Source organism: Parvibaculum sp., from assembly GCF_019635935.1.
Taxonomy (GTDB): domain Bacteria; phylum Pseudomonadota; class Alphaproteobacteria; order Parvibaculales; family Parvibaculaceae; genus Parvibaculum.
On the sequence record NZ_JAHBYN010000001.1, the window covers coordinates 1,677,681 to 1,704,549 of the forward strand.

Below are 26,869 nucleotides of genomic sequence, written 5' to 3' on the forward strand. Positions count from 1 at the left end.
CTCTCCTCCACCTTTTCCCCCTCGGAAGTAGCCCCTCAGAAGCGAACGCTGAGCTGCGCGTTCAGACCGTGGTCCTTTGCATCGGAACCGTATTCGCCGGCATAGCCGAACGAGAGTACGGTGCGCGGACCGAGCGTCAGGCCGATACCGGCCTCAACCGCGAGCGCATTTTTCGAGATCGGCGCACCCTGAACGGTGAAGCTGGTGGCGGGCGCCGAGGCAAAGGCCGCACGCGACGACGGGTCGACATCGCCGAAAGCATGACGCCAGGCGAGCGAACCGGTGAGCGCGAAGGCATCGCTTTCGCGGCGGCCGCGCAGGCCGAGTGTTGAAATGCCGGTCGTGTTGCTGGAGCCGGCGACCGTGAGCGCCGCCGGACCGCCGGTCTCGGTGAAGCCATCGGTCTCGACATGAACAACCGCCAGTCCGGCAAAGGGCGTGAACACCACCGGGCCGCGCGCAAGGTCGGTGCCGATTTCGGCGGCGGCCTGCATGACATGGGCGTCGTAGTCCGCCTTCAGGCGGTTGGTGATGCCGCCGACAACGACGGTGCGATCGGTATCCGCCTGCTGATAGGCATAGGCAAGCGTGCCCCCGAGATCGACCGCGCCGAGCTTTGCGCCGGCATAGCCGGCGATGTGGAAGTTGTCGCTCGCGCCCGATGAGGCGAGCGTATCGACATCGAAGGTGGAGCGGCTGTAGCCGAGCGCAACGCCGATGCGGGCATTGTCGCCGACCGCCTTGTCGGCACCGCCGAGAAAGCCCGACGCCGTGCGGTCGAGCGCCGCCGTTTTGCTGTTGGCGTCGGTTTTGCCCCAGGCGCCGAAGACGTGGCCCCAAAGCGTCGTGTCGCCGCCGGGCCGGCCGTCGCCGGCCGCGGGCGCCTGAGCAAGCGCCGCCGACCCTGTGCCGCCGCCGATGAGGCCCTGAAGCCGCGCGAACAGCAGATCGCGGATTTGCTGCGCGGTAAGGAGAAACGACGTCGAGGCGCCGGCATGTGCCTCACCCGACAGCGCATCGAAGGCGGCACGCGCCTCTTCCTCCGTCATCGACAATATTTCGTCGTAGAGCACATTGCCCGCGCCCAGCCCCTGCACAGCGCCAGCGACATTGAACTGGTTGGGCGTAAGCGCCGCCTCCTGGAAGTCCGCCGCAAGGTCAAGCGTCAGGAAGACCGTGTTGACGTCGTAGGTGAGCGTCGGCGACAGGAAGGCGAAGTTGGACGTCACGCCGTCGAAAGTGCCGACGACATCGTTGGCGGTGAGGATCGTATAGAGCGTGCTTGCCGCATAGTCGCCCGCTCCGGCGAAGACGCGCACCGTGCCGCCGTTGATCGTTGCCTCGTTGTCGACCTGAAGCAGATCGCTGTTGCCGTCCGCATCCACCTCGACATCGAAGAAGGTGCCGGCGGCGAAGGTGACATTGTCGGCCTGCAGGGTGCCGATCGAATTGCCGGGCGCGACCGCGCCGCCGATCATCACATTGATCGAACCGGTGACGGTGCCGCTGCCGCCGAGTGTGCCGTCGCCGGACACCGAAACGTCGGGCAGGACGCCATTGACCAGCAATGCGCCCTCCTGAACCGAGGCGCCGCCGGTCAGCGTATTGATGCCCGAGAGGATCAATATGCCGGTGCCGGTCTTGGTCAGCGAACCGCCGATGCCCGAAATGACGCCCGAAACCTCGGTCGATTGGTTGTTGCCGCCGACGACAAGTTCCTTGCCGAGCCCGAGCGTGAAATCGCCGGCGCCGGCGATCGAACCGACTTCGAGGCTCCCCGCCACAAGATTTTCAGTCGTGAAGATACCGCCGGCCTCGACGATGAACTGCGCCGTGCCGCCCGTCGCCGCGTTGCGGAAATCGACCGTGCCGCCATTTGTCGTTGTGATGACGGCATCGCCCGCCGAAGACGTATCGCGGAAGAAGAGATCGCCTCCATTCTCGATTTCGGCGCTGCCGGCCGTGGAGCTTTGGGCAAATTCGGCCATGCTGTTGTTGACGATGACGGCGGTGCCGCCGCTGGCCGCGTCGCCGAAAGTCAGAACATCGTTGTTTTCGATGCTCGCCTCATCCGCCGAACTGTCGTCCCTGAAGTGGAGACCGCCATTGTTGATGAAGCTGGCGCTGCCCGCCGTCGATGAATTGTAGAAGCGCGTGCTGCCATCGACGGTGTTGGTGATTTCGGCGGTGCCGGCCGTCGAATTGTCCTCAAAGTCGATATAGCCGCCGACCTGGACGATCGCCGAACCGGCGCTCGAAAAGCTGCGGAAATAGAGTTCGGCATAGTTGACGCCGTTGCCCTGGACGTCGATGTCGGCATCGCCGGCCGAACCGTCATCGTCGAAGACGCCCGTCGCGCCGTGCTCGAAGATCAGCTCGGCGGTACCGGCAATCGCTCTGGAAATGAAGTTGAGGACGCCGCCATTGCGGGTCGTGATCGTGGCGTCGCCCGCGGTGCTGTCGCCCTCGAAATTGACTTCGCCCGAATTGTCGATCTCGGACGTGGCGGCCGTGGCATCGTTTGAGAAATTGAGCTCGCCATCAACGGCGATGTCGGAGGTGCCGGCGGTCGCATTGTCCCGGAAATACGTCGTGCTGCCGGCCTGAAGCGTCAGCGAAGCGTCGCCCGCGCTGGCGTCCTCGGCGAAGTTCAGCGTGACGGTATTGTCGATCGCAGCCGTGCCGCCGGTGCTGCTGCCGTTGAACACCATGTAGCCGTCATTGGTGATGGTGGACGCGCCGGCGCTTGAGTCGCCGTAGAAAAGCAGCGAGCCGAGCGCGGTGTTGACGATGGTGGCATTGCCGGCGGTCGAGGTTTCGTCGAATTCGAGCACATTTTCGTTGCTGAACGAGCCGCCACCGGCCGAGCTGCTATCCTGGAAGATGACGAACCCCAGAATGTTGAATTGCGTGTCGGTGCCGGCGGTCGAGTCGTTGCGGAAGCCGATGCCGGTGCTCAGACCCGTCGCGATGTTGAAAGTCTGCGTCTGGACGCCATTGTTGACGATGCCGTCGCCGTCGAAAAAGAACCGGGCGCTCGCATTCAGATTGATGGTGAAGGCATCCGACGGGTTGCCGAAGGTGATGCTGTCGAGCGTATGAACGCCGTTGACGCCGATGGTGGTCTCGCTCGAATTTCCGAAGGTGACTGCGCCATCGGGAACGCTCGGACTGCTCGACCAGTTGGCGCCCGAATTCCAGCTTCCCGTCCCGGGATTGGCGAGCCATTGCCCGTCGACCGCGAGCGCCGGTCCCGACATCAGCGCCAGCACCGCTGTGGTTGCCATCAACATGCCGCGCCGGTTGCACCGCGACGCCGCCATTTGCCGTTCGACCGTCTTGCCCATCTTTCACAACCCCCACCAGCCGCGCGGGCGCGACAGGCGCCCGCTCACGGAAATTTCGATGGGCGGATTAAGGACCGGGAGCGGCAAGGCCCGCATACCCCGGATGGGGTATGCGCGGAACGGGACGGCAAAGGGATGGAATCAGGGTGCCCGGAGCGCGGATTCCAGCCGGTCGAGCACGAGTTCGGGCCGGGCGAAGAAGATGAGCTGCCCGGCATCCGCGACCTCATGCAGCGCGACATTGGCGTAGCGGCCGGCGAAATCGCGCACCGACCAGACCGGCACCGCCGGATCGTGCGGCCCGTGCAGCAGCGTCACCGGCTGGGTGACGGGCGCCACATACCGGCTCCAGTCCTGCATCAACAGCCGGGCGTCGATCTCGAAGGCCTTGTAGCCCTGCGCCACCATGAAGTCGTAACCGTCGCTCAAATGCGGCAGCACATCGCCGCGCTGTGCGACCGGCCAGTCGGCGACGGCGCTTTCGTAAAGCGCCTTCATGAAGGCGTGATGGCCACCGCTGTCGATCAGCGCCACGGCCGCGCGCAGGATCAGCCGCGAGAAGCGCGGCGCATATTTCGTCGTATAGGCGACAATGCGCTGGCGCGGCGCCAATGCCGATATCTGCGCGCCGGACGTGACCGGCACCGTGCCCGAAACGTTGAGAATATGCGGGATGCGCGATCCCATGCGCGCCGCGATCGCATAGGCATAAAGCGCGCCGCTGAGATGGCCGAGCACCGGACAGCGCGCAATGCCGAGATGATCGAGCAGCGCCTCGGCATCGGCGGCGAAACGGTCCGGCGCGCCTTCCGCCTCGCCGTCATGATCCGACCCGCCAAAACCCGGACGCGCCGGGACGATGAGACTGATGTTGCGCGCAACAAGCGCCTCGCGGTTGAAGAGCGGCGCCGCATAGCCGTCGAGCATGCCGTGGACGAAGAGCACCGGCCGGCCCTGCGGTGCGCCGATCCGCGTGTAGACAAGCTTGCGCGGCCCGCGCCGCAATATGTCGAACAGCGCCGAAGCCCGCCGGCCGCGCGCCATGATGCGGCCCTCGCCGCCCATGTCGAACTGCGCCAGCGCCGCCGTCATGCGGATCAGCTCACCCTGCGAATGCGCTTCGGTCTTGCGCAGCACGGCCTTCATCTGTGTTCGAACCGTTTCGATGGAGCTCTTGCGCGCATCGGCGATGTCGCGCGCCGAGGCGCCCGCCATCAACGCGCGGGCGATGTCGCATTCGGCCTCGCTGAGCCCGAACGCCTGACGCAGCACGGCGCCGATGCGGTCATTCCAGGCAAGGTCGGCGACGCTGAGTAGACCGAGCGGCGCATCGCCCTCGCGCACCGGCGCGCATGTCAGCGCAACGATGAAGGCCGAACCGTCGCGCGCCGAAAAGGCACGCGCCACCGCCAGCAGCCGCCCCGGCGGCTCGGCGCCCATCCGCGACAGCGCCTCGCGGATCTGGCGCATGCCGTCGGCATCGACTGGCAATGCGTCGAGCGATTGTCCGGCGGAGGCGGCGAAGAGTTCGGCGGCGGCGGCGTTGGCCGCGGCGACGCGCCCGCTCGCGGCGAGCAGCATGGCGGGACGGGGATCGGCATCGACCAGTGCCTCGATCGGACGCCGGTCCTCGAGCGGCCGGCCGAGGCGTTCGAGAATGGTGAAGGCATTGAGAAAATGGCGTTCGATTTCGTCGCGGTCGGACGGCGCCCGTCCCTCGGTTTCCGGCCCGTCGAGTTCGCGGATGGCGTCGGCGATATGCCGCTCCCAGGCGGCCATCAACTCGTCGTAACGGCCGGGTTCGAGCACCGTCGCATAGACCTGATCGACCAGCCCCGCCGGCTCGCCGGCCGGCACGTCGCCCCCCGAAACCTTCATCGCCGTACCCCCGACGCACGGCACTCCGGCCGGCCAGGCGGGATGCTACGCCATCCCCGGAAGACCGGCCATTGGCAAATTCACCCTCACTCCCGCCAGTAATCCTTCGAGAACATGACCAGCACCGTCAGCAGTTCGAGGCGGCCGAGCAGCATGGCGAGCGCCATGACGATCTTGGCGCCGTCGGGCAGCGGCGCGAAATTGCCGGCGGGGCCGACGATGGGGCCGAGGCCGGGGCCGACATTGGCGATCGAGGTGATGGCGGAAGAAAGCGCGGTGATGAAATCGAGCCCGAAGGCCGCAAGCGCCATTGCAACGACGACCATCGACGCCAGATAGACGAAGACGAACAAGGCGACCGAAAACACGATGTCGCGGCTGACCGTTCGGTTGCCGTAGCGCAATGTCTGCGCGACATGCGGATAAAGCGTCTGACGTATCTGCGTGCGCAGGAGCATAGCGAGCACCTGCAGGCGGAAGATCTTCATGCCGCCCGAGGTCGAGCCGGTGCAGCCGCCGATGAACATCAGGAAGAGGAAGGCCATGACCGCAAACGAACCCCAGGCCGTGTAGTCGGTGCTGGCAAAGCCCGTGGTGGTGACGATGGAGGTGACGTTGAAGGCCGTGTAGCGCAGCGCCGTGAAGAAGGAATAGTCGCCGCGCGCCGCCAGCCACAGCGCCATGACGATCGACACGCTGGCGAGAATGACGAGGAACCCGCGCACCTGCGGATCGCCCCACAGCGTTTCGCCGGTGCCGCGCGCGGTATGGACATAAAGCACCAGCGGCACGGCGCCGGAAATCATGAAGACGATGGCGATCCACTCGATCACGGCGCTGTCGAAATGCGCAAACGAGGCGTCATGCGTCGAATAGCCGGCGGTGGCGACCGTCGTCATCGCGTGATTGAGCGCGTCGAACGGCAGCATGCCGGCCAACATATAGGCAAGTGCGCAGAGAAGCGTCAGCAGCAGATAGACCTCGCCGATGGCGACCGCGATCTGTCCGGGGCGCGGCAGCACCTTGTCGGAACGGTCGGTGCTCTCGGTGCGGAAGAGCTGCATGCCGCCGACGCGGAGGAACGGCAGAATGGCGACCGCGGTGACGATGATGCCGATGCCGCCGACCCATTGCAGCAGCGAGCGCCAGAGGAGAAGGCCGGGCGGCGTCATGTCGAGGCCGGTCATCACGGTCGCCCCGGTGGTCGTGAAGCCCGACATGGCTTCGAAAAAGGCGTCCGGGTAGGACATGCCGACGCGCGACAGCGCGAAGGGCAGCGCCGAGAAGGCGCCGACCGAAAGCCAGGAGAGCACGGTGACGAGAAAGGTGGCGCGGTGGCCGAGATCGCGGTCTTCCGTCTGGTTGGCCAGCATCAGCGCGCCGCCGACAAAGCCGGTAATGACGGCGCTTCCCAGAAAGGCCTGCCAGTCGCCACTATTGGCGACAAGCTCCGCAAGGATCGGCACCAGCATCAGCACCGAAAGCGCCACCAGAAGCGCCCCGACCACAAGGCCGACAACCTTGGTGTTGTCCATCGAACCCCCGTTTGCGGGCCGCCGGGGCCCTTCGCCGCATCCGCCCCGCCCGGCTGGCCGGACGGGGGTGTTCGAGATATATAGACATCGAGAGGGCGGCGCCATGCCGCCGAACCCGCCGCTTCCCGCCTTTTTACACAGTCATCGAGACGAGTTCACCCCATGAGCCCTGCCGAAAGCGCCGCCGCCAAATCGCCCGCCCGACCCGGAGAGGCGCTGCAACGCGCCGACCTGCTGGCGCTGACGCCGCAAGCCGTCGACGACGCCGACGCGCTGCTGGCGAAGGCGCGGGCGTCGGTCTTCGCGCTGGTGGCGAAGGACGGCAAGGTCTCGGCTGCAGCGATCGAGCGCGAGCAATTCGCGGTGCATGGCTTCGCCTGGATGGCAACCTATGTGGAAGCCTTGCGCCAGATGGCGGCCTATGCCGCGCGCATGAGCGGCGAGAAGCGCCTCGGCGAGTTCGAGGCGCTGCTGGTGCAGGCCGCCTTCGGCGAATATCTGAACCAGCTTGCGGGCGGCATTCCGATGAGCCAGGGCGAGACGGTGCGTCCCGCCGATCTCGGGCTGACGGAGGAAGATGTCGCTACATTTCGTGCCGCGCCGGCGGTGCGCCGGCTCGCAAGCGCCGGCTTCACGACGGCGGTGCGCGCGCGGCTGGCCGAGCTGATCGCCGCCAATGCCGGCGCCGCGACCTTTGGCGATACGGGGCTCGAAGAAACCTACGACGCGATCCGCGACCAGATGCGCCGCTTCGCCGATGCCGAAGTGATCCCGCACGCGCATGAGTGGCACCTGAAGGACGACTACATCCCGATGCCGGTGGTCAAGCAGATGGCCGAACTCGGCGTCTTCGGGCTGACGATCCCGGAAGAATTCGGCGGCCTCGGCCTCGGCAAGGAATCGATGTGCGTCGTCTCCGAGGAATTGTCGCGCGGTTACATCGGCGTCGGCTCGCTCGGCACGCGTTCGGAAATCGCCGCCGAACTCATTCTCGGCGGCGGCACGAAGGAACAGAAAGACAAATGGCTGCCGAAGATCGCGAGCGGCGAAGTGCTGCCGACGGCGGTCTTCACCGAACCGAACACCGGCTCCGACCTCGCGAGCCTGCGCACCCGCGGGAAGCGCGAGGGCGACGTCTACAAGATCAACGGCAACAAGACCTGGATCACCCATGCGGCGCGCGCGGACGTGATGACGCTGCTCTGCCGCACCAACGACGCGCCGGGCTACAAGGGCCTGTCGATGCTGCTGGCGGAAAAGCCGCGCGGCGACGACGCCGATCCCTTTCCGGCGAAGGGCATGTCGGGCGGCGAAATCGAGGTGCTCGGCTATCGCGGCATGAAGGAATTCGAGATCGGCTTCGACGATTTCGAAGTGAAGGCCGAAAACCTCTTGGGCGGCGAGGAAGGTCAGGGCTTCAAGCAATTGATGCAGACCTTCGAAAGCGCCCGCATCCAGACCGCGGCGCGCGCCGTCGGCGTCGCGCAATCGGCGCTGGAACTCGGTTTGCGCTATGCGCAGGAGCGCATCCAGTTCGGCAAGCCGATCTACGATTTCCCGCGCGTCAACGGCAAGCTGGTGACGATGGCCGTCGAGATCATGGTGGCGCGCCAGCTCACTTATTTTGCGGCACGCGAGAAGGATGGCGGCAGACGTTGCGACCTCGAAGCGGGCATGGCCAAGCTGCTGGCGGCGCGCATCGCCTGGGCGGCGGCCGACAACGCCCTGCAAATCCATGGCGGCAACGGTTTCGCGCTCGAATATCCGGTGAGCCGTGTGCTCTGCGACGCACGCATTTTGAACATTTTCGAGGGCGCCGCCGAAATCCAGGCGCAAGTGATTGCCCGCCGCCTGCTCGAAGGCGGCAACTGAAAAATGCCGCCTGCTTGAAGGCGGCAACTGAGAAATTCCGCCTGCTCGAAGGCGGCAACCAGGAACACAACCATGTCTGAATTCGTCGTTACCTGGCTGGCGCCGATCGCGCTGATCGCGGTGCTGGCGGTCTTGCTGGCCGGCCTGTGGAACATGATGCGCGGCGGCTCGGCCAACCGCTCGCAACTGCTGATGCGCTGGCGCGTCGGCCTGCAGTTTCTGGCCGTTATCGTCATCATGCTGGGGCTTTATCTCGCCAACCGGTGAGTACCCCTTGTTAACCAAAAACCGACGCTTGCCTGCCACAATCGCGTATATTCGCGCCAGGAGACGCATTCAGATCGTCGCGAGCGCCGCGGACATCCTGTAGGATTGCTTGGCGACCGGGGGTCTTAGATCAGGGGTTTCATCGTGAAGCAAAAGACAAGTCTGCTTGCCGCCATGGCGGCAACCGCCTTTATCTGTGCCGGCGTTCCGGCATCGGCCGAAGGCTTCATCAGCGAAGTGCGCCTTGGCGTCATGGATCACGACTCGAGCATGTTCCACGACTCGCATGAGACGAGCGATCCCGACATCAACGCCGAAATCCGATTCGTGTCGCCGGATTTTCTCGCCTGGGCTTTTGCGCCGCGTCCGCTGATCGGCGGCACCGTCAACACCGGCAACGGCACCAGCTTCGGTTATGCCGGCCTCGGCTGGACCTTCGACCTCACCGACGCCTTCTTCATCGACCTGACATTCGGCGGCGCTGTGCATGACGGTTCGACCAAGGGCAGGACCGCGACCAGCAAAGACTATGGCTGCCGGGCGCAGTTCCACGAGAGCGGTTCGATCGGTTATCGCTTCGACAAGTCGAACGCGCTGATGCTCACAGTCGAGCACATGTCGAATGGCGGTCTGTGCAAACGCAATGAAGGCCTGACCAATACCGGCATCCGCTACGCCTACACCTTCTAGGCAAACGCGTGGGGAAATGGTCATGAGGGCGCCTGCAAGGGGCGCCCTTTTTGCCGTTTGGGCCTGACGGCGGCCCGGCGTATCATGCCGGTTTGCATCGTGGAGGCCGCCGATGACCAATAAAGAAATTTCGCCGCACGAACACCCGAAGAAATCGGTAACGATCTCGGGACGTTCCATGGCTTATGTCGAAATGGGCGAAGGCGACCCGATCGTCTTTCTCCACGGCAATCCGACATCGTCCTATTTGTGGCGCAATGTGATGCCGCATCTGCGGGATCAAGGCCGCTGCATCGCGCCCGACCTGATCGGCATGGGCGACAGCGACAAGCTCGAACCCTCGGGCCCGGAACGCTACACGTTTCGGGAGCACCGGCGCTTTCTGGACGCCTTCCTCGAAGCAGTCGGCGCAACGAAGAATGTCACGCTGGTCATACACGACTGGGGCTCGGCGCTGGGTTTCGACTGGGCGAACCGGCATCGCGGTCTCGTCGAAGGCATCGCCTATATGGAAGGCATCGTGCGGCCGCTCGAATGGAGCGAATGGAGCGAGGCGGCCAAGGGTATCTTCCAGGGCTTCCGCTCCGACGTCGGCGAGGAAATGATCCTGAACAAGAACCTCTTCATCGAGGCGGTGCTGCCGGGCTCGGTGATCCGCAAGATGACGGACGAAGAGATGAACGTCTATCGCCGCCCCTTCCGCGAAGCGGGCGAGGACCGCCGGCCGACACTGACCTGGCCGCGCCAGATCCCGCTCGGCGGCGAGCCGGCCGATGTCGTCGAGATCGCCGCCGACTATGCGCATTGGATGTCCGAAAACGGCCTGCCGAAGCTCTTCGTCAATGCCGAACCGGGCGCCATCCTGATCGGCGCACAGCGCGAGTTCTGCCGGAGCTGGAAGAACCAGACCGAAGTGACTGTGAAGGGCAGCCACTTCATTCAGGAAGACAGCCCCCACGAAATCGGCGAGGCCATCGCCAAATGGCGCAAGGGCTGGAAAAAATAAGGCGCGCGAAGAAGGGTTGATCCCCGGCGCCGCCCGGGCGAGGCTTGCGCGGGATTGCAAACAAGGGGGAGGCTCCGATGTCGCAGACCGAAACTTTCAGCGGCGGTTCCAAGGCGTTTCACTGGGTCGCGGCGGTGCTTGTGCTGCTGATGCTCTATGGCGGCTTCAACCTGAGCCGCGAAACGGCGACATGGCATTTCGGCTTCGGGCTGATCGTGCTGACGGTGATGGTGTTCTGGCTCGGCTGGCGCATGAGCAAGCCGCGTCCCGCCCTGCCGCCGATGCCGCGCTGGCAGGAGATTTCGGCAAAGTCGGTTCATCACCTGTTGATGCTGTGCGTGACGCTGCAACCGATTTTCGGGCTGATGATGGTGACGACCTCGAAGCGCGAACCGGTCGCCTTCGGCGTCATTCCGCTGAAGATCGCGCAGAACGACACGATCAACGGCATCGGCAATTTCCTGCATGGCGTCAACGGCCGCTTGCTGCTGGCGCTGGTGCTGATCCACATTGCCGCCGCGCTCTATCATCACTTCGTCCTGAAGGACAATGTGCTGAAACGGATGCTGCCCTTCGCAAAAGGCTGACATGGTCACGCTGAACAAGATCTACACACGCACCGGCGACAAGGGCACGACGGCGCTTGCGAGCGGCGAGCGCGTGCCGAAACACGCGCTGAGGATCGAGAGCTACGGCACCGTCGACGAAACCAATTCGGCGATCGGCGTGGCGCGGCTCCACACCGCCGGCATGGAAAAACTCGACGCCATGCTGGCCCGCATCCAGAACGACCTCTTCGATCTCGGCGCCGACCTCGCGACGCCCGACCGCGGCGAAAAGCTCGACTACGAACCCTTGCGCATCGTCGAGGGGCAGGTGACGCGGCTTGAGGCCGAGATTGACGAACTGAACGCCGGGCTCGAGCCCCTGCGCTCCTTCGTTCTGCCGGCGGGCGTTCCGGCCGCGGCCCATCTGCACCTTGCCCGCACCATCTGCCGCCGCGCCGAACGGCTGGTGGCGGCGCTCGCCGAAAAGCCCGAAGAACGGGTCGGCGCCCCGGCCCTGCACTATCTGAACCGGCTGTCGGATTTCCTTTTCGTGGCTGCCCGCTACGTCAACAAGGGCGTGGACGGCAAAGGCCCCGGCGACGTGCTCTGGACCCCCGGCGCAAGCCGCTGAGGGCCCGGAAAGCCGCCCCCGGTCGCGTTGACAGGAGGGGACGGGGCCACTAGGTTGCCGCACCGCAGCAGCAGCTTTACGTCGCTTTTGCTGGCAGGCGGAATTTCCTCAAGGAAACAGCCATTTCGCGGACCGCCCGCCGCATCGAAAGACCCACACCAAGACCGGCGCCAGGGTTTCAAGGGGCCGGGGTCACACCCCCGGATTTCCACCGTCCCCGGCAACGCGCAGGGAGTTCGCCTCAATGAAAGTCCTCGTCCCGATCAAGCGAGTGGTCGATTACAACGTCAAGATTCGCGTCAAGTCGGATCAGACCGGTGTCGATCTCGCCAATGTGAAGATGTCGATGAACCCGTTCGACGAAATCGCCGTCGAAGAAGCGGTTCGCATGAAGGAAGCCGGCACGGCGACGGAAGTCGTCGCCGTTTCGATCGGCGTCCAGCAGACGACCGAAACCATCCGCACCGCGCTCGCCATGGGCGCCGACCGGGGCATTCTGGTGAAGACCGACGAAACGGTCGAACCGCTCAACGTGGCGAAAATCCTGAAAGCCATCGCCGAAGAAGAAAAGCCCGACCTGATCGTTCTCGGCAAGCAGGCGATCGACGACGACTGCAACCAGACCGGCCAGATGCTGGCCGCCCTTCTGGGCTGGCCGCAGGGCACCTTCGCCTCGAAGGTCGAACTGGAAGGCGGCAAGCTGAAGCTGACGCGCGAAATCGACGGCGGCTTGCAGACGCTGATGCTGAACATGCCGGCCGTTGTAACCACCGACCTGCGCCTCAACGAACCGCGCTACGCCTCGCTCCCCAACATCATGAAAGCCAAGAAGAAGCCGATCGACGAGAAGTCGCCGGCCGATTACGGCGTCGATGTGAAGGCGCGCCTCGAAGTGCTGAAAGTGACCGAACCGCCGCAGCGCCAGGCCGGCATCAAGGTCGAATCGGTTGAACAGCTCGTATCGAAGCTCAAGGAAGCGGGAGTGATCGGATGACCACGCTTGTTATTGCAGACCACAACAACAAGGCGCTGAACGACGCCACCGCGAAAACCGTGACGGCCGCCGCCAAGCTCGGTGGCGACGTGCATGTGCTGGTGATCGGCCAGGATTGCGGCGCCGCCGGCGACGCGGCCGCCAAGCTCGACGGCGTCAAGAAGGTGCTGGTTGCCGACGACGCGCTCTACGCGCATCCGATTGCCGAACCGCTGGCCGCGCTGGTGGTGAAACTCGCCGCCGATTACGACGCGATCGTGACCGCCGCCACCACCGTCGGCAAGAACTTCATGCCCCGCGTGGCCGCCCTGCTCGACGTGGCGCAGATTTCGGAAATCACCGCCGTCAACGGCGCCGACACGTTCGAGCGTCCGATCTATGCCGGCAACGCGATCCAGACGGTGAAGGCGACCGACGCGAAGAAGGTGATCACGGTACGCACGACGGCCTTCCCGGCCGCCGGACAGGGCGGCTCGGCCGCCGTCGAGAAGATCGGCGCCGGCGACAATCCGGGACTTTCGGAATTCGTCGAGGAGAAGCTGACGAAATCCGACCGTCCGGAACTGACATCCGCCAAGATCATCATTTCGGGCGGCCGCGGCATGCAGAACGGCGAGAACTTCGCCATGCTCGAAACCATCGCCGACAAGCTCGGAGCCGCCGTCGGCGCCTCGCGCGCCGCCGTCGATGCGGGCTTCGTGCCCAACGACTACCAGGTCGGCCAGACCGGCAAGGTGGTCGCACCCGACCTCTATATCGCCGTCGGCATTTCGGGCGCGATCCAGCATCTCGCCGGCATGAAGGATTCCAAGGTCATCGTCGCCATCAACAAGGACGAAGAGGCCCCGATCTTCCAGGTCGCCGACTACGGCCTCGTGGCCGACCTCTTCAAAGCGGTGCCGGAACTCGAAGCGGAATTGACCAAGGCCGGTCTCTGAACCGCCCGCGGGCCCAGGGCCTCGCGACCACGAGAAACGGCGCCGCCCCGAAAACGGGCTGGCGCCGTTTCGTTATCTGACGCAATGCGTTCAAATCTTTGCTACCTTTGTTTCGCGGGCCATGCGTAACCGGGCCCGCCAGCCGGGATGAAACGTGATGAAAATTCGCAAAGTGGGCGTGATCGGCGCCGGCCAGATGGGCAATGGCATCGCGCATGTCTGCGCGCTGGCGGGCTATGACGTGGCGCTGTTCGACATTTCGAAGGAGCGCGTCGAGGCCGGCCTCGCCACCATCGACGGCAACATGACCCGGCAGGTCGCCAGCGGCCGCATCACCGAAGCCGATCGCGACACCGCGATCGCGCGCATCGTCGCGGCGGCGTCGATGGAAAGTTTCGACGACACCGACATCGTGATCGAATCGGCGACCGAAATCGAGGAAGTGAAGCGCAAGATTTTCGCCGAGCTGTGCCCGCATCTGCGCGAGGACGCACTGATCGCGACCAATACCTCCTCGATCTCGATTACCCGGCTGGCCGCCTCGACCGACCGCCCGGAACGCTTCATGGGCATGCATTTCATGAACCCCGTGCCGGTGATGGAGCTCGTCGAGCTGGTGCGCGGCATCGCCACCGACGATCCGACCTTCGAGACGGTGCGCGGTTTTGCCGAAACGCTCGGCAAGAAGATCGCCAATGCCGAGGACTACCCGGCCTTCATCGTCAACCGCATCCTGCTGCCGATGATCAACGAAGCGGTCTACACGCTTTACGAAGGCGTCGGCTCGGTGGAAAGCATCGACAAGGCAATGCGGCTCGGCGCCAATCACCCGATGGGGCCGCTGCAGCTTGCCGATTTCATCGGCCTCGACACCTGCCTCTCGATCATGCAGGTGCTCTATGACGGGCTGGCGGATTCGAAGTACCGGCCCTGCCCGCTTCTGGTCAAATATGTCGAGGCCGGCTGGCTCGGCCGCAAAACCCAGCGCGGCTTCTACGATTATCGCGGCGAAAAGCCGGTCCCGACGCGCTAGATCCGCACCGACAATTCGTTAACCGTCTCATGCGAAACTTGCCGCAATAAGGGCAAGGAGCCGGAAGCATGGCTGAACAAGCGGCGGGAAGTTTCGGAGCGGGCGAGCGGGCGCGCAAGATCACGCATGAACCTCAATTCATCGACGCGCCGGAGCATCCGCTCGTCATCGAGTTCTTCGACTATATCGAGAGAAAGCGCGGCACCCGCGAAATGCCGGACCGCGCCGACATTTCGCCCGCCGAGCTGACGCGCTTCCTGCCCAACATGATCATCGCCGAGGCGATGAACGGCGGCGAGGATTTCCGTACACGGCTTTTCGGCACCGCGCTTGTCGAATTGCTCGGCGAGGAACGAACCGGCAAGCTGCTGTCGGAATTCGCCGAGGAAAACACCATTCCGACCAACCCGGAGGAAGTCCAGACGCGCTGGCTCCATGTCACGCGCAAGGCTTTCTTCGGCCGCAAGCCGATCTTCCTGCGCGTTCCCTTCGCCGCCTCGAACCGGCTCTATCTGGTCGGCCACGCGATCTCGGTGCCGATCACCGCCGGCGGCACCGAACCCGCCCAGACGATCGGCGCGATGTTCGTGAGCCGCGCCGAAACCCAGCCGGACTGAGCGAACGGCGCGCCGTCGATTCCGTGCAACCGTTCGATCAGGGCGCGGAGGGATTGAGCGCCGCCTCGATCAGCCGCTTCGCGTCGTCGCCGTCCCATTCGGCCGGGCCGACCAGACGGCCGATCTCGCGACCGTCGGGCGCTATCAGCAGCGTCGTCGGCAGGCCGAAAGCCTTGAGCGTGACATTCGCCCGCGCCGTCGGATCGATATAGAAGGCCAGATTGTCGAGGCCGTGCTCGGCGAAGAACGCCCGCGCAAGCGGATGGCCCTTGCTGTCGACGCTGAGCGCCACAACCTCGAATTGCGCGCTCCCCAAAGCCGCCTGCAGCCGGTCGAGCGCCGGCATCTCCTCCCGGCAGGGCCCGCACCAGGTCGCCCAGAGGTTGAGCAGGACGAGCCGGCCCTTGAAATCGTCGAAAGTGAGTGCCTCGCCCTCGCCCCCCTCGAAAATGACCGCCGGCACCGGCGCCGGCTCGGCCGCGGCCCTGAAATTGGCCATGTCGCCGACCGCCAGCGCCTGAAGGGCCGGCGGCGCGGCGGGCGCCCCAGGATCGTCCGGGTTGCCGCCCCCCTGCACGATCAAGTATACCGCCCCGACGATCAAAAGGGCGGCGCCGGCCAGAATGGCGATAGACTTCGGTCCGACCTGAGCCATGGAACAGTCCGCTTCCACCCCGGTTCGGGCCCGCGGCCGCCCGGAGAAAGACAATGAGCAACAAGATGTGGGGCGGCCGCTTCGGCACCGGCCCCGACCGGATCATGGAGGAAATCAACGCCTCCATCGGCTTCGACAAGCGCTTCTTCGCCCAGGATATCCGGGGCTCGAAGGCGCATGCGGCCATGTTGACCGAAACCGGAATTATCTCAAGCGAAGATGCCGATAAAATCGTCGCAGGTCTCGACGCGGTGCTGGCCGAGATCGAGGCGGGAAACTTCTCGTTCAAGCGCGAGCTTGAAGACATCCACATGAATGTCGAGGCGCGGCTGGCCGAGCTGATCGGCGCTGTGGCCGGGCGGCTCCATACCGCGCGCTCGCGCAACGACCAGGTGGCGACCGACTTCAAGCTCTATATCCGCGACACGATCGACCATCTCGACAGACAGCTCCGGGACCTGCAGCTTGCGCTGGTGGCAAAGGCCGAGACGCATGCGGCAACCATTATGCCGGGCTTCACGCATTTGCAGACCGCGCAGCCCGTGACCTTCGGCCATCACTGCCTCGCCTATGTCGAAATGGCGGCGCGCGACCGGGGCAGGCTCGCAGATGCGCGGCGGCGTCTCAATGAATCGCCGCTGGGCGCCGCCGCACTCGCCGGCACGTCGTTTCCGATCGACCGCGAAAAGACCGCGGCCGCGCTCGGCTTCGATGCGCCGACGCGCAATTCGCTCGACAGCGTGTCGGACCGCGACTTCGTGCTCGAAACATTGTCGGCGGCGGCAATCTGCGCCACGCATCTCTCGCGGCTGGCCGAGGAAATCGTCATCTGGTCGACGCCGGGCTTCGACTTCGTGCACCTGCCCGACAGCTTTACGACCGGCTCCTCGATCATGCCGCAAAAGCGCAATCCCGACGCCGCCGAACTGGTGCGTGCCAAGACCGGCCGCGTCGTCGGTGCGCTGACGGCGCTGCTCATCGTGATGAAGGGCCTGCCGCTCGCCTATTCGAAGGACATGCAGGAAGACAAGGAGGCGGCCTTCGACGCGCTCGACGCGCTGTCGCTGTCGCTGGCCGCCATGACCGGCATGGTCGAGACGCTCGCCGTCAACGACAAGGCGATGCGCGAGGCGGCGGCGCGCGGCTTTTCGACCGCAACCGACCTTGCCGACTGGCTGGTGCGGACGCTTGGCTTGCCCTTCCGGGAAGCGCATCATGCGACCGGCGCGCTGGTGGCGAAGGCCGAAAAGAAGGGCGTCGACCTCGACAAGCTGACGCTTGAGGAAATGCGCGAAGTGGAGCCCGGCATCACCGATGAGGTATATTCGGTGCTCGGCGTCGACAATTCGGTGGCGAGCCGTGTGAGCTTCGGCGGCACGGCGCCCGCCAATGTGCGCGCCGCCGCCAAGTGGTGGCGCGGCGAACTCGGCCAATGAGACGGACGGAAGGAAAACGGGATATGACGATGCGACATCTGCAGATGGCCGTTCTGGGCCTCGTCCTCGCTGCCGTCGTCACCGGTTGCGGCCGGAAGGGATCGCTCGAACTGCCGCCCGGCGCGACGCCCCCGCCGGCCGCTGCCGAGACGAGCAAGGGTTTCGACGACGAGGAATTGCCGATCGACCTGCGCGCGACGGATGACGGCATGGGCGCGACGCGCACGACCCGCGGCGCCCAAGACTGATCGCCGCGCCATGCATCATTTCGACTACCGCAACGGCATCATGCATGCCGAGGACGTTGCGATCCCCGACATCGCGGCGGCGGTCGGCACGCCCTTCTATTGCTATTCGAGCGCGACCCTCGAACGCCACTACCGCGTCTTTGCCGCCGCCTTCAAGGGTCAGCCGGCGCGCGTCTGTTATTCGGTCAAGGCCAATTCCAATCTCGCCGTGATCGCGACGCTGGCCCGGCAGGGCGCGGGCGCCGACGTGGTGTCGGAGGGCGAGCTGCGCCGCGCGCTGGCTGCCGGCGTGACACCGGACAAGATCGTCTTCTCGGGCGTCGGCAAGACCGAAGGCGAAATGGCGTTTGCGCTCGAGGCGGGCATCGACCGCTTCAATGTCGAATCCGAACCCGAGCTGGAGATGCTGGCGTCGCTGGCGCAAGCGCGCGGCCTGGTCGCGCGCGTCGCGCTGCGCGTCAATCCCGATATCGACGCGAAGACGCATGAGAAGATCGCGACCGGCAAGGCCGAAAACAAGTTCGGCATTTCCTGGAAGCGCGCGCCCGCCGTCTATGCACGCGCCCGCGCGCTGAAGGGCATCGACGCCAGCGGCATCGACGTTCATATCGGCAGCCAGTTGACGACGCTCGAACCCTTCGCCGCCGCCTTCGAACGCGTGGCCGGCATGGTGGAAGCGCTGAGGGCCGAAGGTCACGATATACGTCACATCGACCTTGGCGGGGGCCTGGGCGTTCCCTATCGCGGCGACAATGACGTGCCGCCGCATCCGGATGAATACGCGGCGATGGTGAAGCACACTGTCGGACATCTCGGCTGCGAGTTGACCTTCGAGCCGGGCCGCCTGATCGCCGGCAATGCCGGCATTCTGGTGACGCGCGTGATCTATGAAAAGCTCGGCGACGACCGCGCCTTCCTTATTCTCGACGCGGCGATGAACGATCTGATCCGGCCGACGCTTTACGACGCCTTTCACGATATTCGCCCGGTGGCCGAGCCTGCCGACGGCGCGGAACGCATCGTCTACGATGTCGTCGGTCCGGTATGCGAAACCGGCGATTTCTTCGCCAAGGGCCGCGATCTTCCGCGCCTGAAGGCGGGCGACCTCGTCGCCATCATGTCGGCCGGCGCCTATGGCGCGGTGCAGGCCTCGACCTACAACACGCGGCCGCTGATCCCCGAAGTGATGGTGCGTGGCGGCGACTTCGCCGAGGTCCGCGCACGCCCCAGTTATGACGCAATCCTGAAACAGGATATGATCCCGGCCTGGCTGGACTGACCGCGCCGCCGGCCGACGACAAGAGGGCGGAGAGCTTTGACCGGCCCCGGACAAGACGAACGGAACCCCGAGGAAACGCAAGCCACGCGGCTGCCCCCGCGCATCGAACGGCGTGTGCGGATCGCGCGCGCGCTGTTGACATGGCAGGCTTTCTGGCCGGCGCTCTGGCCGGCGGGCGCCGTCGCCGGGTTGTTTCTGGTGCTGGCCCTGTTCGGCGTTTTCGGTTATCTGCCGCTGCCGCTGCATTGGGCGGCGCTTGCGGGCTTCGGCACGCTGATCGTCTGGGCGCTGTGGCGCGGCTTTCGCGGCTTCAAATGGCCGACGCGCGCCGACGCCTTTCGTCATCTCGAAAGATCTTCCGGCCTGACCCATTCGCCGCTTGCGGCTTATGAGGATGTTGCCGCCGAAGCAACCGGCGACCCGGCGCTGTGGTCCGCACACCGCAAATGGGTGAGCGAAAGGCTGCGCCGGCTTCGCCTCAGCCTGCCGCAGCCAAACCTCGCCGCGCATGACCCGCGCGCGCTGCGGGCCGGCGTGTTGCTGCTGCTCGTGGTCGCGGTCGCGGGCACCGGCCCCGGCCGCACCGACCGCATCGCCGCCGCATTGCTGCCGGGCGCCGGCGCCGGCGCGCAGGCCACCATCGAAGCCTGGATCACGCCGCCTTCCTATACCGGCAAGCCGCCGCTCTATCTCGACCGCCGCGGCGACGAGGCACCGGCCGCGCAGACCGCGATCGTGGCGCCGCAGGGAAGTGTCCTGGCGCTGCGCGTTCACGGGCTGCGCAACGCGCCGGTTCTCGAAAGCCACGGCGGCGAAACGCGCGAACGCCCGCAGGCGTTGAAAACCGTCAGCGACGGAAATCACTCCATCGACGCGGAACTGGCCGAAACGACCGATCTCGCGCTGACCGAAGGCGGCCGCTTGATTCGCGGCTGGCGCATCGAGGTGACGCCCGACGAAGCGCCGACGATCGAACTGCGCGAGCCGCTGGCGCAATCGGCATCCGGCGCCCTGCGCTTTGCCTACAAGGCGTCGGACGATTACGGCGTTGCCGTCGCGGAAGCACATATCGAACTCGATCGCAGCACCGGTCCCGAGATGGAAGAAGCGCGGCCCGCCGCCGAACCGCGCGTGACCGCGCCGCATGTGCAGCTGACGCTGCCGACGCTGCGGCCGCGCGAAGCCGAGAGCGAAACCTATGCCGATCTGACGCCGCACCCCTGGGCCGGGCTTCCGGTAACGATCACGCTGGTGGCGCGCGACGACGCAAACCAGGAAGGAAGGAGCGAGCCTGTCGAGACGATATTGCCGGCGCGCGAATTCACCGATCCGTTGGCGCGCGCCATCGTCGAGCAGCGCCGCCGCCTCGCGCTCGACCCGCGTTCGGGCGCCAGCGTCGCGCGCTTCATCGACAATTTCACGCAGGACGCCGACCGCTATATCGACGACAAGGTCGTTTATCTGTCGCTGCGCGCCGCCTATTGGCGGTTGACCGAAGCGCGGCGCGACGCCGACCTGACCGGCATTTTCGATCTTCTGTGGTCGGTGGCGCTGCATATCGAGGATGGCGACCTGTCGCTGGCCGAACGCGATCTGCGCAATGCCCAGAAGGCGTTGGCCGATGCATTGAGCCAGGGCGCCGGCGAAAACGAAATCGCGCGGCTGATGTCGGAACTGAAAGACGCCTTCAACCGCTACATGGATGCGCTGACGGCAAGCCAGGGGCAGATGCCCGACATGTCGCAGATGAGCGACGCGATGTCGGACGCACAGATGGTCGAGCGCCAGCAGCTCGAAGACATGCTGAATGCGATCGGCGAACTTGCCCAGAGCGGCGCGCGCGACCAGGCGCAGGCGATGCTGCAGCAGCTCCAGGCGATTCTCGAAAACCTGCAACTGCCCGGACAGGCCGGCCCGATGGCGCCCGGCGAACAGGCAATGGCGCAGGCGATCGACCGGATGGGCGAAATGATCGCGAAGCAGCGCGAGCTGATGGACCGGACGTTCGGCGAAAGCGAACGCAGCGACGGCCAGGACGGCATGACGGGGCAAGGCCCCGGCGCCAGCGCACCGGGCCAGACGCCGCATGACGGCGCCGCCGGATCGACGCCGTCGCTCGACGCACTGGCCGAAGCGCAACGCGCATTACGCGACGAACTCGGCGAGATCCTCCGGGGTCTCGACGAGGGCGGCGCCGAGGTGCCGGGTGCACTCGGTCATGCCGAAAGATCGATGCGCGACGCCGAGGAAAGACTGGGCGACGGACGTCCCGACCGCGCCGCCGGTTCGCAAGGCCAGGCCATCGACGAAATGCGCGCCGGCGCGCAGGCGCTCGCCGACAAGCTGATGCAGGGCATGGCAGGACGCCAGGAGGGACAAGGACGCGGTCAGGCACGCACCGACCCGTTCGGCCGGCCGATGCGGCAATCGGGCCCGGACATGGGCGCCGACGTCGCCGTGCCGGACAAGATCGACATGCAGCGCGCGCGGGAAATTCTCGAAGAGTTGCGCCGTCGCGCCGCCGATCTCGGACGGCCGCGGATCGAACTCGACTATCTCGATCGCCTGCTGCAGCGTTTCTAGAGTCTTTCAGTGTTTCGTGGAAACACCGAAAGACTCCAGGTTGTTGTTTGGTCGCACTTCTTTTCGGAAAACCGGATTCCACTTTTCCGAGAAGCGCTCTAGCGGCCACCGTCGAGCACCGAGGCGACGCGCATCACCAGCTCATCGAGCGTGAACGGCTTCAGCAGAATGTCGTGGATGATCGCTTCGAGACCATGTGCGCGCTCGCGCTGGTCAGAATAGCCGGTCATCAGCATGATGCGCAGCGCCGGTGCGTCGCGCGCGGTGGCAAGCGCCAGCGACACGCCGTCCATGACGGGCATCAGAATATCGGTCAGCAAGAGATCGTGAGGCCGTCCGGCGCCGCGCGCCTGCGACAACGCTTCGAGCGCGGCGCTGCCGTCGCCCGCGATATCGACATCGTGACCGGCGCCCTTGAGCGCGCGCATCACGAAAGTTCTGACATCGGGTTCGTCTTCGACGACAAGAATGCGGGCCATCCTCAGCGCTCCACAAAGCCGACAAACGGCAACTGGCGATACGCGTGAGCCATGTCCATGCCGTAGCCGACGACGAAACGATCGGGACAATCGAAGCCGACGAAATCGGCGGTGAAGTCGACGGCAAGCTTGCCGGGCTTGCGCAGCAGCACGCAGCTCCTGACCGAGCGGGCGCCCCGCGCCGCCATCAGGTCGGTGGCAAAGGCAAGCGTGCGTCCCGATTCCAGAATGTCGTCAACGATCAGCACATCGCGTCCCGCGATCTCAGCCTCGGTGTCGCGCACGATCCGAACCTCGCCGAGCGACAACGTGCCCGCGCCATAGCTCGACAGGCCGATGAAATCCATGTCGGGTTCGGCGCCCGCGTCATGCAGCGCCCGCAGGAGATCGGCGGCAAAAATGAAACTGCCCTTGAGGATCGGAACGACGAGAGGTTCGCGGCCCATCGCGGCGGCGATCTCGCCCGCCAGCGCATGAACGCGCTTGCCGATTTCTTCCGCCGGGTAAAGAACGGAGATACGGGCGCCCGGCGGCGCGATGCGGCTCAAGGTGCTATTCCGCCGCAGGCGCGCCGCCATTGGGCGCAGCATCGTCCTGTTCGCGGACGAAACGAACCTCGATGTCGCGCGCCTCGACGGGCGGGCTCGAGAGACGGGTGATGAAATTCGTCGCTTCGTCCGGTGGCAGCTCGTTTTGGCCGAGCGCCAGCGTCCAATGATAAAGTTCGCGTTGCGCGCCATCGCGCAGACCGACGCGCAAGCGTGGCAGCGCCACCGTCTTGCCGCTGACATTGACGATTTCGCCGGAGACGGCCAGCACCGGGAGCCCCTCCTCTTCCTGCCGCTCATAAGCGACATTGCGGAATTCGAGGCCGCGCAAATTGACCGGCGCACCGACGGCCGCATAGACCTTTGTGGTGGCGGGCCAGAACGAGGCGATGTCGGCGCGCCATTGATAGCCGCCCGCAAGCGTGGCGCCCGCGAACAGCACCAGCACGACCCAGCCGGCGGCATTGAGCACCTTGCCGCGCCGCATGGAGGCCGCGCGCCGGACCTGGGCGCGGAACCGGTTGCCGATATCGGCCGTGGCGCTGACGGGCGCAACCGCGGGCGCATCGCCAAAAACCACATCGTCGTCGCTGTCGGGCGCGGGCGGCTCGCCCGCCGCCTTGCCCGACACGGGGGCGTCTGCGACAGGCGCGGCCTTCTCGCCGAAAATCTTCTTGCGCGACGCAGCCGCCGCAAAGACCGGCGCGGGCTCAGCGGCCGGAACGGGCTCGACCGCGGCGGGCGGGCTATCATCGAGATCGGCGGGCGGCGCCTGATGCCAGCTCTGGCCGCATTTGGCGCAACGCACTTTCCGTCCCGACGGTGCGAAGGACGAAGCCTCCACCGGGTATCGCGTCGAGCAGGACGGGCAGGTAATGATCATCCGGGACATTCGATTTGGCATTGAAGAAAACAGGCCGCGATCGGAGCGTAGCGCGCCCGGCCACGATCCGCATTTCCACAAGCCTATTGAAAGCCGCACCATGGTTAAAGGCGCGTTAAGAAGATGCGGTCAAAAGCTCGAAAGGCGAGGCAGGACGCCGTTTTTCGCGTCGCCGGTCTGCTTGGGCGCCGCGGTTCCATGATACCGTCGCTGCCATGATTCGCTTCGAAAATGTGGGCATGCGCTACGGCATGGGGCCGGAAGTGTTGCGCGACGTGAGTTTTCACCTCGCGCCGGCCTCCTTCCATTTCCTGACCGGGCCGTCGGGCGCCGGCAAGACCTCGCTGCTGAAGCTGATGTTTCTGGCGACGCGGCCCTCGCGCGGCCTGATCACGATGTTCGGCAAGGACATTGCGACGCTGCCACGCGCCGAGCTGCCGCCGCTGCGCCGCCGCATCGGCGTCGTCTTTCAGGAATTCCGGCTGCTCGATCACCTGACGACCTATGAGAACGTGGCGCTGCCGCTGAAAATCCAGGGCCGGGGCGAGGAAAGCTACAGGGCCGATGTCGAGGAACTCCTCGCATGGGTCGGACTCGGCGACCGCATGAGCGCCCGGCCGCCGACGCTTTCGGGCGGCGAGAAGCAGCGCGCCGCCATCGCGCGGGCCGTCGTCGCGCAACCCGACCTGTTGCTGGCCGACGAACCGACCGGCAATGTCGACCCCGAAATGGGTCAGCGCCTGTTGCGCCTCTTCGTCGAACTCAACCGCCTCGGCACGTCGGTATTGATCGCAACCCATGATCGCGCGCTGGTCGAAACGGCGGGCGCGCCGGAACTGGTGCTGCACAAGGGAGGGCTGACGATCCGTGGCTGATACCCCCCGCCGCCCAGACCCGGCGCCGACCTTTCACAGCGAGCCGCGTGGTTTCGGCGCCGCCCTTGCCGGCCTGCTGGTCGAGACCCGAAGCGTGATGCCGGCCGCCGGCGCGACCGGGCTTTCGCTGGTGCTGGTCATCGCGGCCATGTGCTTCCTCGCCAGCCTCGCGCTCGGCGCCGCGCTCTCGGTCGAACGTGTGGCCAGCGACTGGACGAGCGATCTCGCCGGCGCGCTCACCGTGCAGATCAAGCCCTCGCCCGACACGCCGCCGGAGGAACAGATCGACGCCGTGATGGCCGTGCTCGACGGAACGCCGGGCGTTCTTTCGGCAACCGCGCTTTCCCGCGCCGACACCGAGGCAATGCTCGAACCCTGGCTCGGCGCAGGCAATGTGACCGGCGACCTGCCGCTGCCGCGCCTCGTCGACATTCGCATCGATGCCGCGGCACCGCCCGATCTCGCCGCGCTCGCCGACGTCATCGCCGCCGCCGCGCCGGGCGCAACGCTCGACACACACCGGCAATGGCGCACCGAGCTGCGCCGCGCGGCGCGGGCCGCCATTTTTCTCGCTTACGGCATTCTCGCCGCCGTCGCCGCGACCACAATCGCCATCGTGACGTTTGCGACGCGCGCCGGGCTGTCGGCGAACCGCGAGGTCGTGGAAGTCCTGCACCTGATCGGCGCGCGCGACAGATTTATCGCCGCAGAAGTGCAGCGGCACTTCCTGCATCTCGGCTTTCGCGGCGGGTTGATCGGGCTGGCGCTTTCGGTCGCGACTTTCCTGGTCCTCAACCTGACGGGCAGCGGCGACGGGTTGTTCATGGTCCCGATATCGGGGCTTCAGCCCGAGCACTATCCGGTGCTGGCCGCCGTTCCTTTCGCAGCTGCGGCCGTTGCCGTCGCGACGGCGCGGATAACGGTCATGCGCAGCCTCGAACGGATGCTCTGAACGGACATTTGAGGGCGCTCCCGTGTTCGCCTTGCCATACCTTGGCCCCAAGCGGGTATGCTAGGCTGCCATTTTCGACATGGCGCCGGCGGCAACGGCCGGCACGCAAAACCAGACAGCGCAACCGATGAGACGGGTACGGGCATGAAGGCCGGCGACGCGCCACGAGATGACAGGAACCGGGGCATTGTCCGCATCGGGGCGGGTCTTGCGGCGCTGCTCGCGGTTGCCTATGCGGGCGGCTTCTTTCTCTTCACCGCCGAACTCGATCGTACACCGCCCGCCGATGTGCCCGTGGCGGACGGCATTGTCGCGCTGACCGGAGGACCCGACCGCATTACCGTCGCCTACCGGTTGCTCGACGAGGGCAAGGGCATGCGGCTGCTGATCACCGGTGTGCATCCCGACGTGACGCCCATATCGCTGAAGAACATCGTACCGGGCGACGCTGAAAAATTCGACTGCTGCGTCGATCTCGGGCGCATGGCCGAGAACACCATCGGCAACGCCGCCGAGACCGCCGACTGGGTCCGGCGAAACGATTACCGCTCGGTGATCCTCGTCACCAGCACCTACCACCTGCCCCGCGCGCGGCTGGAACTGCGCCGCGCCATGCCGGCGGTCGAAATCGTCGCTTATCCGGTTTTCCAGGACACGTTGCATCTCGACGGCTGGTGGGCCTATCCGGGCACCACACGGCTGCTGGTCTCCGAATACACCAAGTTTCTGCTCGCGCTGGCCTATCGCCAGTCTTCCATGCCGTCCTGAACGGCCTTCCGCATAGAGGATCCCGACCTTGCTCTGGCTCCGGTCTGCCGCCTTCAATCTTACCTTCTACGCGATGTCGGTTGTCGCCGTGATCGCCGCCACGCCCGCCCTCTTCTTGCCGCGCCGTTTCACCCATGGCGCGATCCGCTGGTGGTCGCACACGACGCTTTGGCTGCTGCGCGTCCTCGCCGGCACGAACTACGAGGTGCGGGGCAAACTGCCGGAGGGCGCGGTGCTGGTCGCCTCCAAGCATCAGTCGATGTGGGACACCATCGCCATGACGGCGATCCTCGACCGCCCCGCAATGGTGCTGAAGCGCGAACTCCTGTGGATTCCCTTTTACGGCTGGTACGCTCAGAAGGCACGCATGATCGCCATCGACCGCGGGGCCGCATCGCAAGCGATCCGCCGCCTGATCGCGCAGGGCAAGGCGGCACTCGCCGAAAAGCGCCCGATCGTGATTTTCCCCGAAGGCACACGCAGCGCGCCGGGCAGCAAGCTCGACTACAAGCCGGGCGTCGCCGCGCTCTACCGGCAGCTCGACATTGACTGCGTGCCGGCCGCTGTCAATTCCGGCCTCTTCTGGGGCCGGCGCGGCTTCCTGCGCCACCCCGGCACCATCATTGTCGAGTTTCTGGAGCCGATCCCGGCCGGCCTCGACCGCAAGAGCTTCATGGAGACGCTGGAGACCCGCGTCGAAGCGGCGGCGGCACGTCTTCTCGCTGAATCCGGACGCGCCGGAGCCCTTGTGGAAAAACATCCCGTCACTACAGGCTGAAACCGGGGAAAACGCCGATTTATTATGTT

General features: G+C 65.6%; 25 protein-coding genes. 18 read left to right on the plus strand and 7 right to left on the minus strand.

Annotated features, from left to right (window positions below; translation table 11 throughout):
• Positions 1 to 35 precede the first annotated feature (35 nt).
• The 3 genes from KF719_RS08380 to KF719_RS08390 all read right to left on the minus strand — a co-directional run bounded on the left by KF719_RS08380 (position 36) and on the right by KF719_RS08390 (position 6,760).
• Positions 36 to 3,347, minus strand: coding sequence for an autotransporter domain-containing protein (locus KF719_RS08380; RefSeq protein ID WP_293508262.1), 3,312 nt, complete (start codon positions 3,345 to 3,347; stop codon positions 36 to 38).
• Positions 3,348 to 3,488: 141 nt separating this feature from the next.
• Positions 3,489 to 5,225, minus strand: a complete 1,737-nt coding sequence (locus tag KF719_RS08385; protein ID WP_293508263.1) for an alpha/beta fold hydrolase — start codon at positions 5,223 to 5,225, stop codon at positions 3,489 to 3,491.
• An 86-nt stretch (positions 5,226 to 5,311) separates the two neighbouring features.
• A complete protein-coding gene (locus KF719_RS08390) occupies positions 5,312 to 6,760 on the minus strand; it encodes a TrkH family potassium uptake protein (RefSeq protein WP_293508264.1) in 1,449 nt (482 codons plus the stop codon).
• A 162-nt stretch (positions 6,761 to 6,922) separates the two neighbouring features.
• Between KF719_RS08390 and KF719_RS08395 the strand changes: the two genes are divergently transcribed.
• The 10 genes from KF719_RS08395 (at position 6,923) to KF719_RS08440 (ending at position 15,356) form a co-directional block, all read left to right on the plus strand.
• On the plus strand, positions 6,923 to 8,632 hold the full coding sequence (locus KF719_RS08395) for an acyl-CoA dehydrogenase family protein (RefSeq protein WP_293508265.1): 1,710 nt from the start codon (positions 6,923 to 6,925) through the stop codon (positions 8,630 to 8,632).
• A gap of 72 nt (positions 8,633 to 8,704) precedes the next feature.
• On the plus strand, positions 8,705 to 8,899 hold the full coding sequence (locus KF719_RS08400) for a twin transmembrane helix small protein (RefSeq protein WP_293508266.1): 195 nt from the start codon (positions 8,705 to 8,707) through the stop codon (positions 8,897 to 8,899).
• 144 nt (positions 8,900 to 9,043) lie between these two features.
• Positions 9,044 to 9,589: an acyloxyacyl hydrolase gene (locus KF719_RS08405; RefSeq protein ID WP_293508267.1), complete on the plus strand. Its 546-nt coding sequence runs from the start codon at positions 9,044 to 9,046 to the stop codon at positions 9,587 to 9,589.
• Between the two features lie 112 nt (positions 9,590 to 9,701).
• Positions 9,702 to 10,595 carry a haloalkane dehalogenase gene (locus KF719_RS08410; protein ID WP_293508268.1) on the plus strand — a complete coding sequence of 298 codons (894 nt, stop codon included), beginning with the start codon at positions 9,702 to 9,704 and terminating at the stop codon, positions 10,593 to 10,595.
• A gap of 77 nt (positions 10,596 to 10,672) precedes the next feature.
• Positions 10,673 to 11,182: a cytochrome b gene (locus KF719_RS08415; RefSeq protein WP_293508269.1), complete on the plus strand. Its 510-nt coding sequence runs from the start codon at positions 10,673 to 10,675 to the stop codon at positions 11,180 to 11,182.
• Position 11,183: 1 nt separating this feature from the next.
• On the plus strand, positions 11,184 to 11,774 hold the full coding sequence (locus tag KF719_RS08420) for a cob(I)yrinic acid a,c-diamide adenosyltransferase (RefSeq protein ID WP_293508270.1): 591 nt from the start codon (positions 11,184 to 11,186) through the stop codon (positions 11,772 to 11,774).
• A gap of 244 nt (positions 11,775 to 12,018) precedes the next feature.
• Positions 12,019 to 12,768, plus strand: a complete 750-nt coding sequence (locus tag KF719_RS08425; protein WP_293508271.1) for an electron transfer flavoprotein subunit beta/FixA family protein — start codon at positions 12,019 to 12,021, stop codon at positions 12,766 to 12,768.
• A complete protein-coding gene (locus KF719_RS08430; protein WP_293508272.1) occupies positions 12,765 to 13,706 on the plus strand; it encodes an FAD-binding protein in 942 nt (313 codons plus the stop codon). Before KF719_RS08425 ends, KF719_RS08430 begins: the two co-directional genes overlap by 4 nt.
• Positions 13,707 to 13,863: 157 nt before the next feature.
• Positions 13,864 to 14,739: a 3-hydroxybutyryl-CoA dehydrogenase gene (locus tag KF719_RS08435; RefSeq protein ID WP_293508273.1), complete on the plus strand. Its 876-nt coding sequence runs from the start codon at positions 13,864 to 13,866 to the stop codon at positions 14,737 to 14,739.
• Between the two features lie 68 nt (positions 14,740 to 14,807).
• A complete protein-coding gene (locus tag KF719_RS08440; RefSeq protein ID WP_293508274.1) occupies positions 14,808 to 15,356 on the plus strand; it encodes a PAS domain-containing protein in 549 nt (182 codons plus the stop codon).
• Positions 15,357 to 15,393: 37 nt separating this feature from the next.
• Here the strand turns inward: KF719_RS08440 and KF719_RS08445 are convergent, their stop codons facing one another.
• Positions 15,394 to 16,011 carry a TlpA disulfide reductase family protein gene (locus KF719_RS08445; protein ID WP_293508275.1) on the minus strand — a complete coding sequence of 206 codons (618 nt, stop codon included), beginning with the start codon at positions 16,009 to 16,011 and terminating at the stop codon, positions 15,394 to 15,396.
• A gap of 53 nt (positions 16,012 to 16,064) precedes the next feature.
• Here KF719_RS08445 and argH point away from each other — a divergent pair, with 53 nt between their 5' ends.
• The 4 genes from argH to KF719_RS08465 are packed head-to-tail and all read left to right on the plus strand — an operon-like array spanning position 16,065 to position 21,557.
• Positions 16,065 to 17,447 (plus strand): argininosuccinate lyase, encoded by a 1,383-nt coding sequence (gene argH, locus KF719_RS08450; RefSeq protein WP_293508276.1) that lies wholly within the window; start codon positions 16,065 to 16,067, stop codon positions 17,445 to 17,447.
• A 23-nt stretch (positions 17,448 to 17,470) separates the two neighbouring features.
• On the plus strand, positions 17,471 to 17,695 hold the full coding sequence (locus tag KF719_RS08455; protein ID WP_293508277.1) for a lipoprotein: 225 nt from the start codon (positions 17,471 to 17,473) through the stop codon (positions 17,693 to 17,695).
• Between the two features lie 10 nt (positions 17,696 to 17,705).
• Positions 17,706 to 18,974 (plus strand): diaminopimelate decarboxylase, encoded by a 1,269-nt coding sequence (lysA, locus tag KF719_RS08460; RefSeq protein ID WP_293508278.1) that lies wholly within the window; start codon positions 17,706 to 17,708, stop codon positions 18,972 to 18,974.
• A gap of 36 nt (positions 18,975 to 19,010) precedes the next feature.
• Positions 19,011 to 21,557: a TIGR02302 family protein gene (locus KF719_RS08465; protein ID WP_293508279.1), complete on the plus strand. Its 2,547-nt coding sequence runs from the start codon at positions 19,011 to 19,013 to the stop codon at positions 21,555 to 21,557.
• 98 nt (positions 21,558 to 21,655) lie between these two features.
• On the opposite strand, the gene KF719_RS08470 is transcribed toward KF719_RS08465, so the two are convergent.
• Genes KF719_RS08470 through KF719_RS08480 form a run of 3 tightly spaced genes read right to left on the minus strand, consistent with a single transcriptional unit; the run spans position 21,656 to position 23,476 of the window.
• The gene (locus tag KF719_RS08470) at positions 21,656 to 22,036 is read right to left on the minus strand and encodes a response regulator (protein WP_293508280.1); all 381 of its coding nucleotides are present in this window, start codon (positions 22,034 to 22,036) and stop codon (positions 21,656 to 21,658) included.
• A 2-nt stretch (positions 22,037 to 22,038) separates the two neighbouring features.
• The gene (gene hpt, locus KF719_RS08475) at positions 22,039 to 22,584 is read right to left on the minus strand and encodes a hypoxanthine phosphoribosyltransferase (protein ID WP_293508281.1); all 546 of its coding nucleotides are present in this window, start codon (positions 22,582 to 22,584) and stop codon (positions 22,039 to 22,041) included.
• 4 nt (positions 22,585 to 22,588) lie between these two features.
• On the minus strand, positions 22,589 to 23,476 hold the full coding sequence (locus tag KF719_RS08480) for an MJ0042-type zinc finger domain-containing protein (RefSeq protein ID WP_293508282.1): 888 nt from the start codon (positions 23,474 to 23,476) through the stop codon (positions 22,589 to 22,591).
• A gap of 206 nt (positions 23,477 to 23,682) precedes the next feature.
• On the opposite strand from KF719_RS08480, the gene ftsE reads away from it, so the two are divergent.
• From ftsE to KF719_RS08500, 4 genes are all read left to right on the plus strand, one after another.
• Complete coding sequence (ftsE, locus tag KF719_RS08485) at positions 23,683 to 24,342, plus strand: cell division ATP-binding protein FtsE (protein ID WP_293508283.1); 660 nt, start codon at positions 23,683 to 23,685, stop codon at positions 24,340 to 24,342.
• On the plus strand, positions 24,335 to 25,294 hold the full coding sequence (locus tag KF719_RS08490; RefSeq protein ID WP_293508284.1) for an FtsX-like permease family protein: 960 nt from the start codon (positions 24,335 to 24,337) through the stop codon (positions 25,292 to 25,294). The genes ftsE and KF719_RS08490 overlap by 8 nt, the downstream gene beginning before the upstream one ends.
• A 144-nt stretch (positions 25,295 to 25,438) precedes the next feature.
• Entirely contained in the window at positions 25,439 to 26,062 is a 624-nt protein-coding gene (locus KF719_RS08495; RefSeq protein ID WP_293508285.1) for a YdcF family protein, read from the plus strand.
• Between the two features lie 28 nt (positions 26,063 to 26,090).
• Positions 26,091 to 26,840 (plus strand): lysophospholipid acyltransferase family protein, encoded by a 750-nt coding sequence (locus KF719_RS08500; protein ID WP_293508286.1) that lies wholly within the window; start codon positions 26,091 to 26,093, stop codon positions 26,838 to 26,840.
• Positions 26,841 to 26,869: the final 29 nt, after the last annotated feature.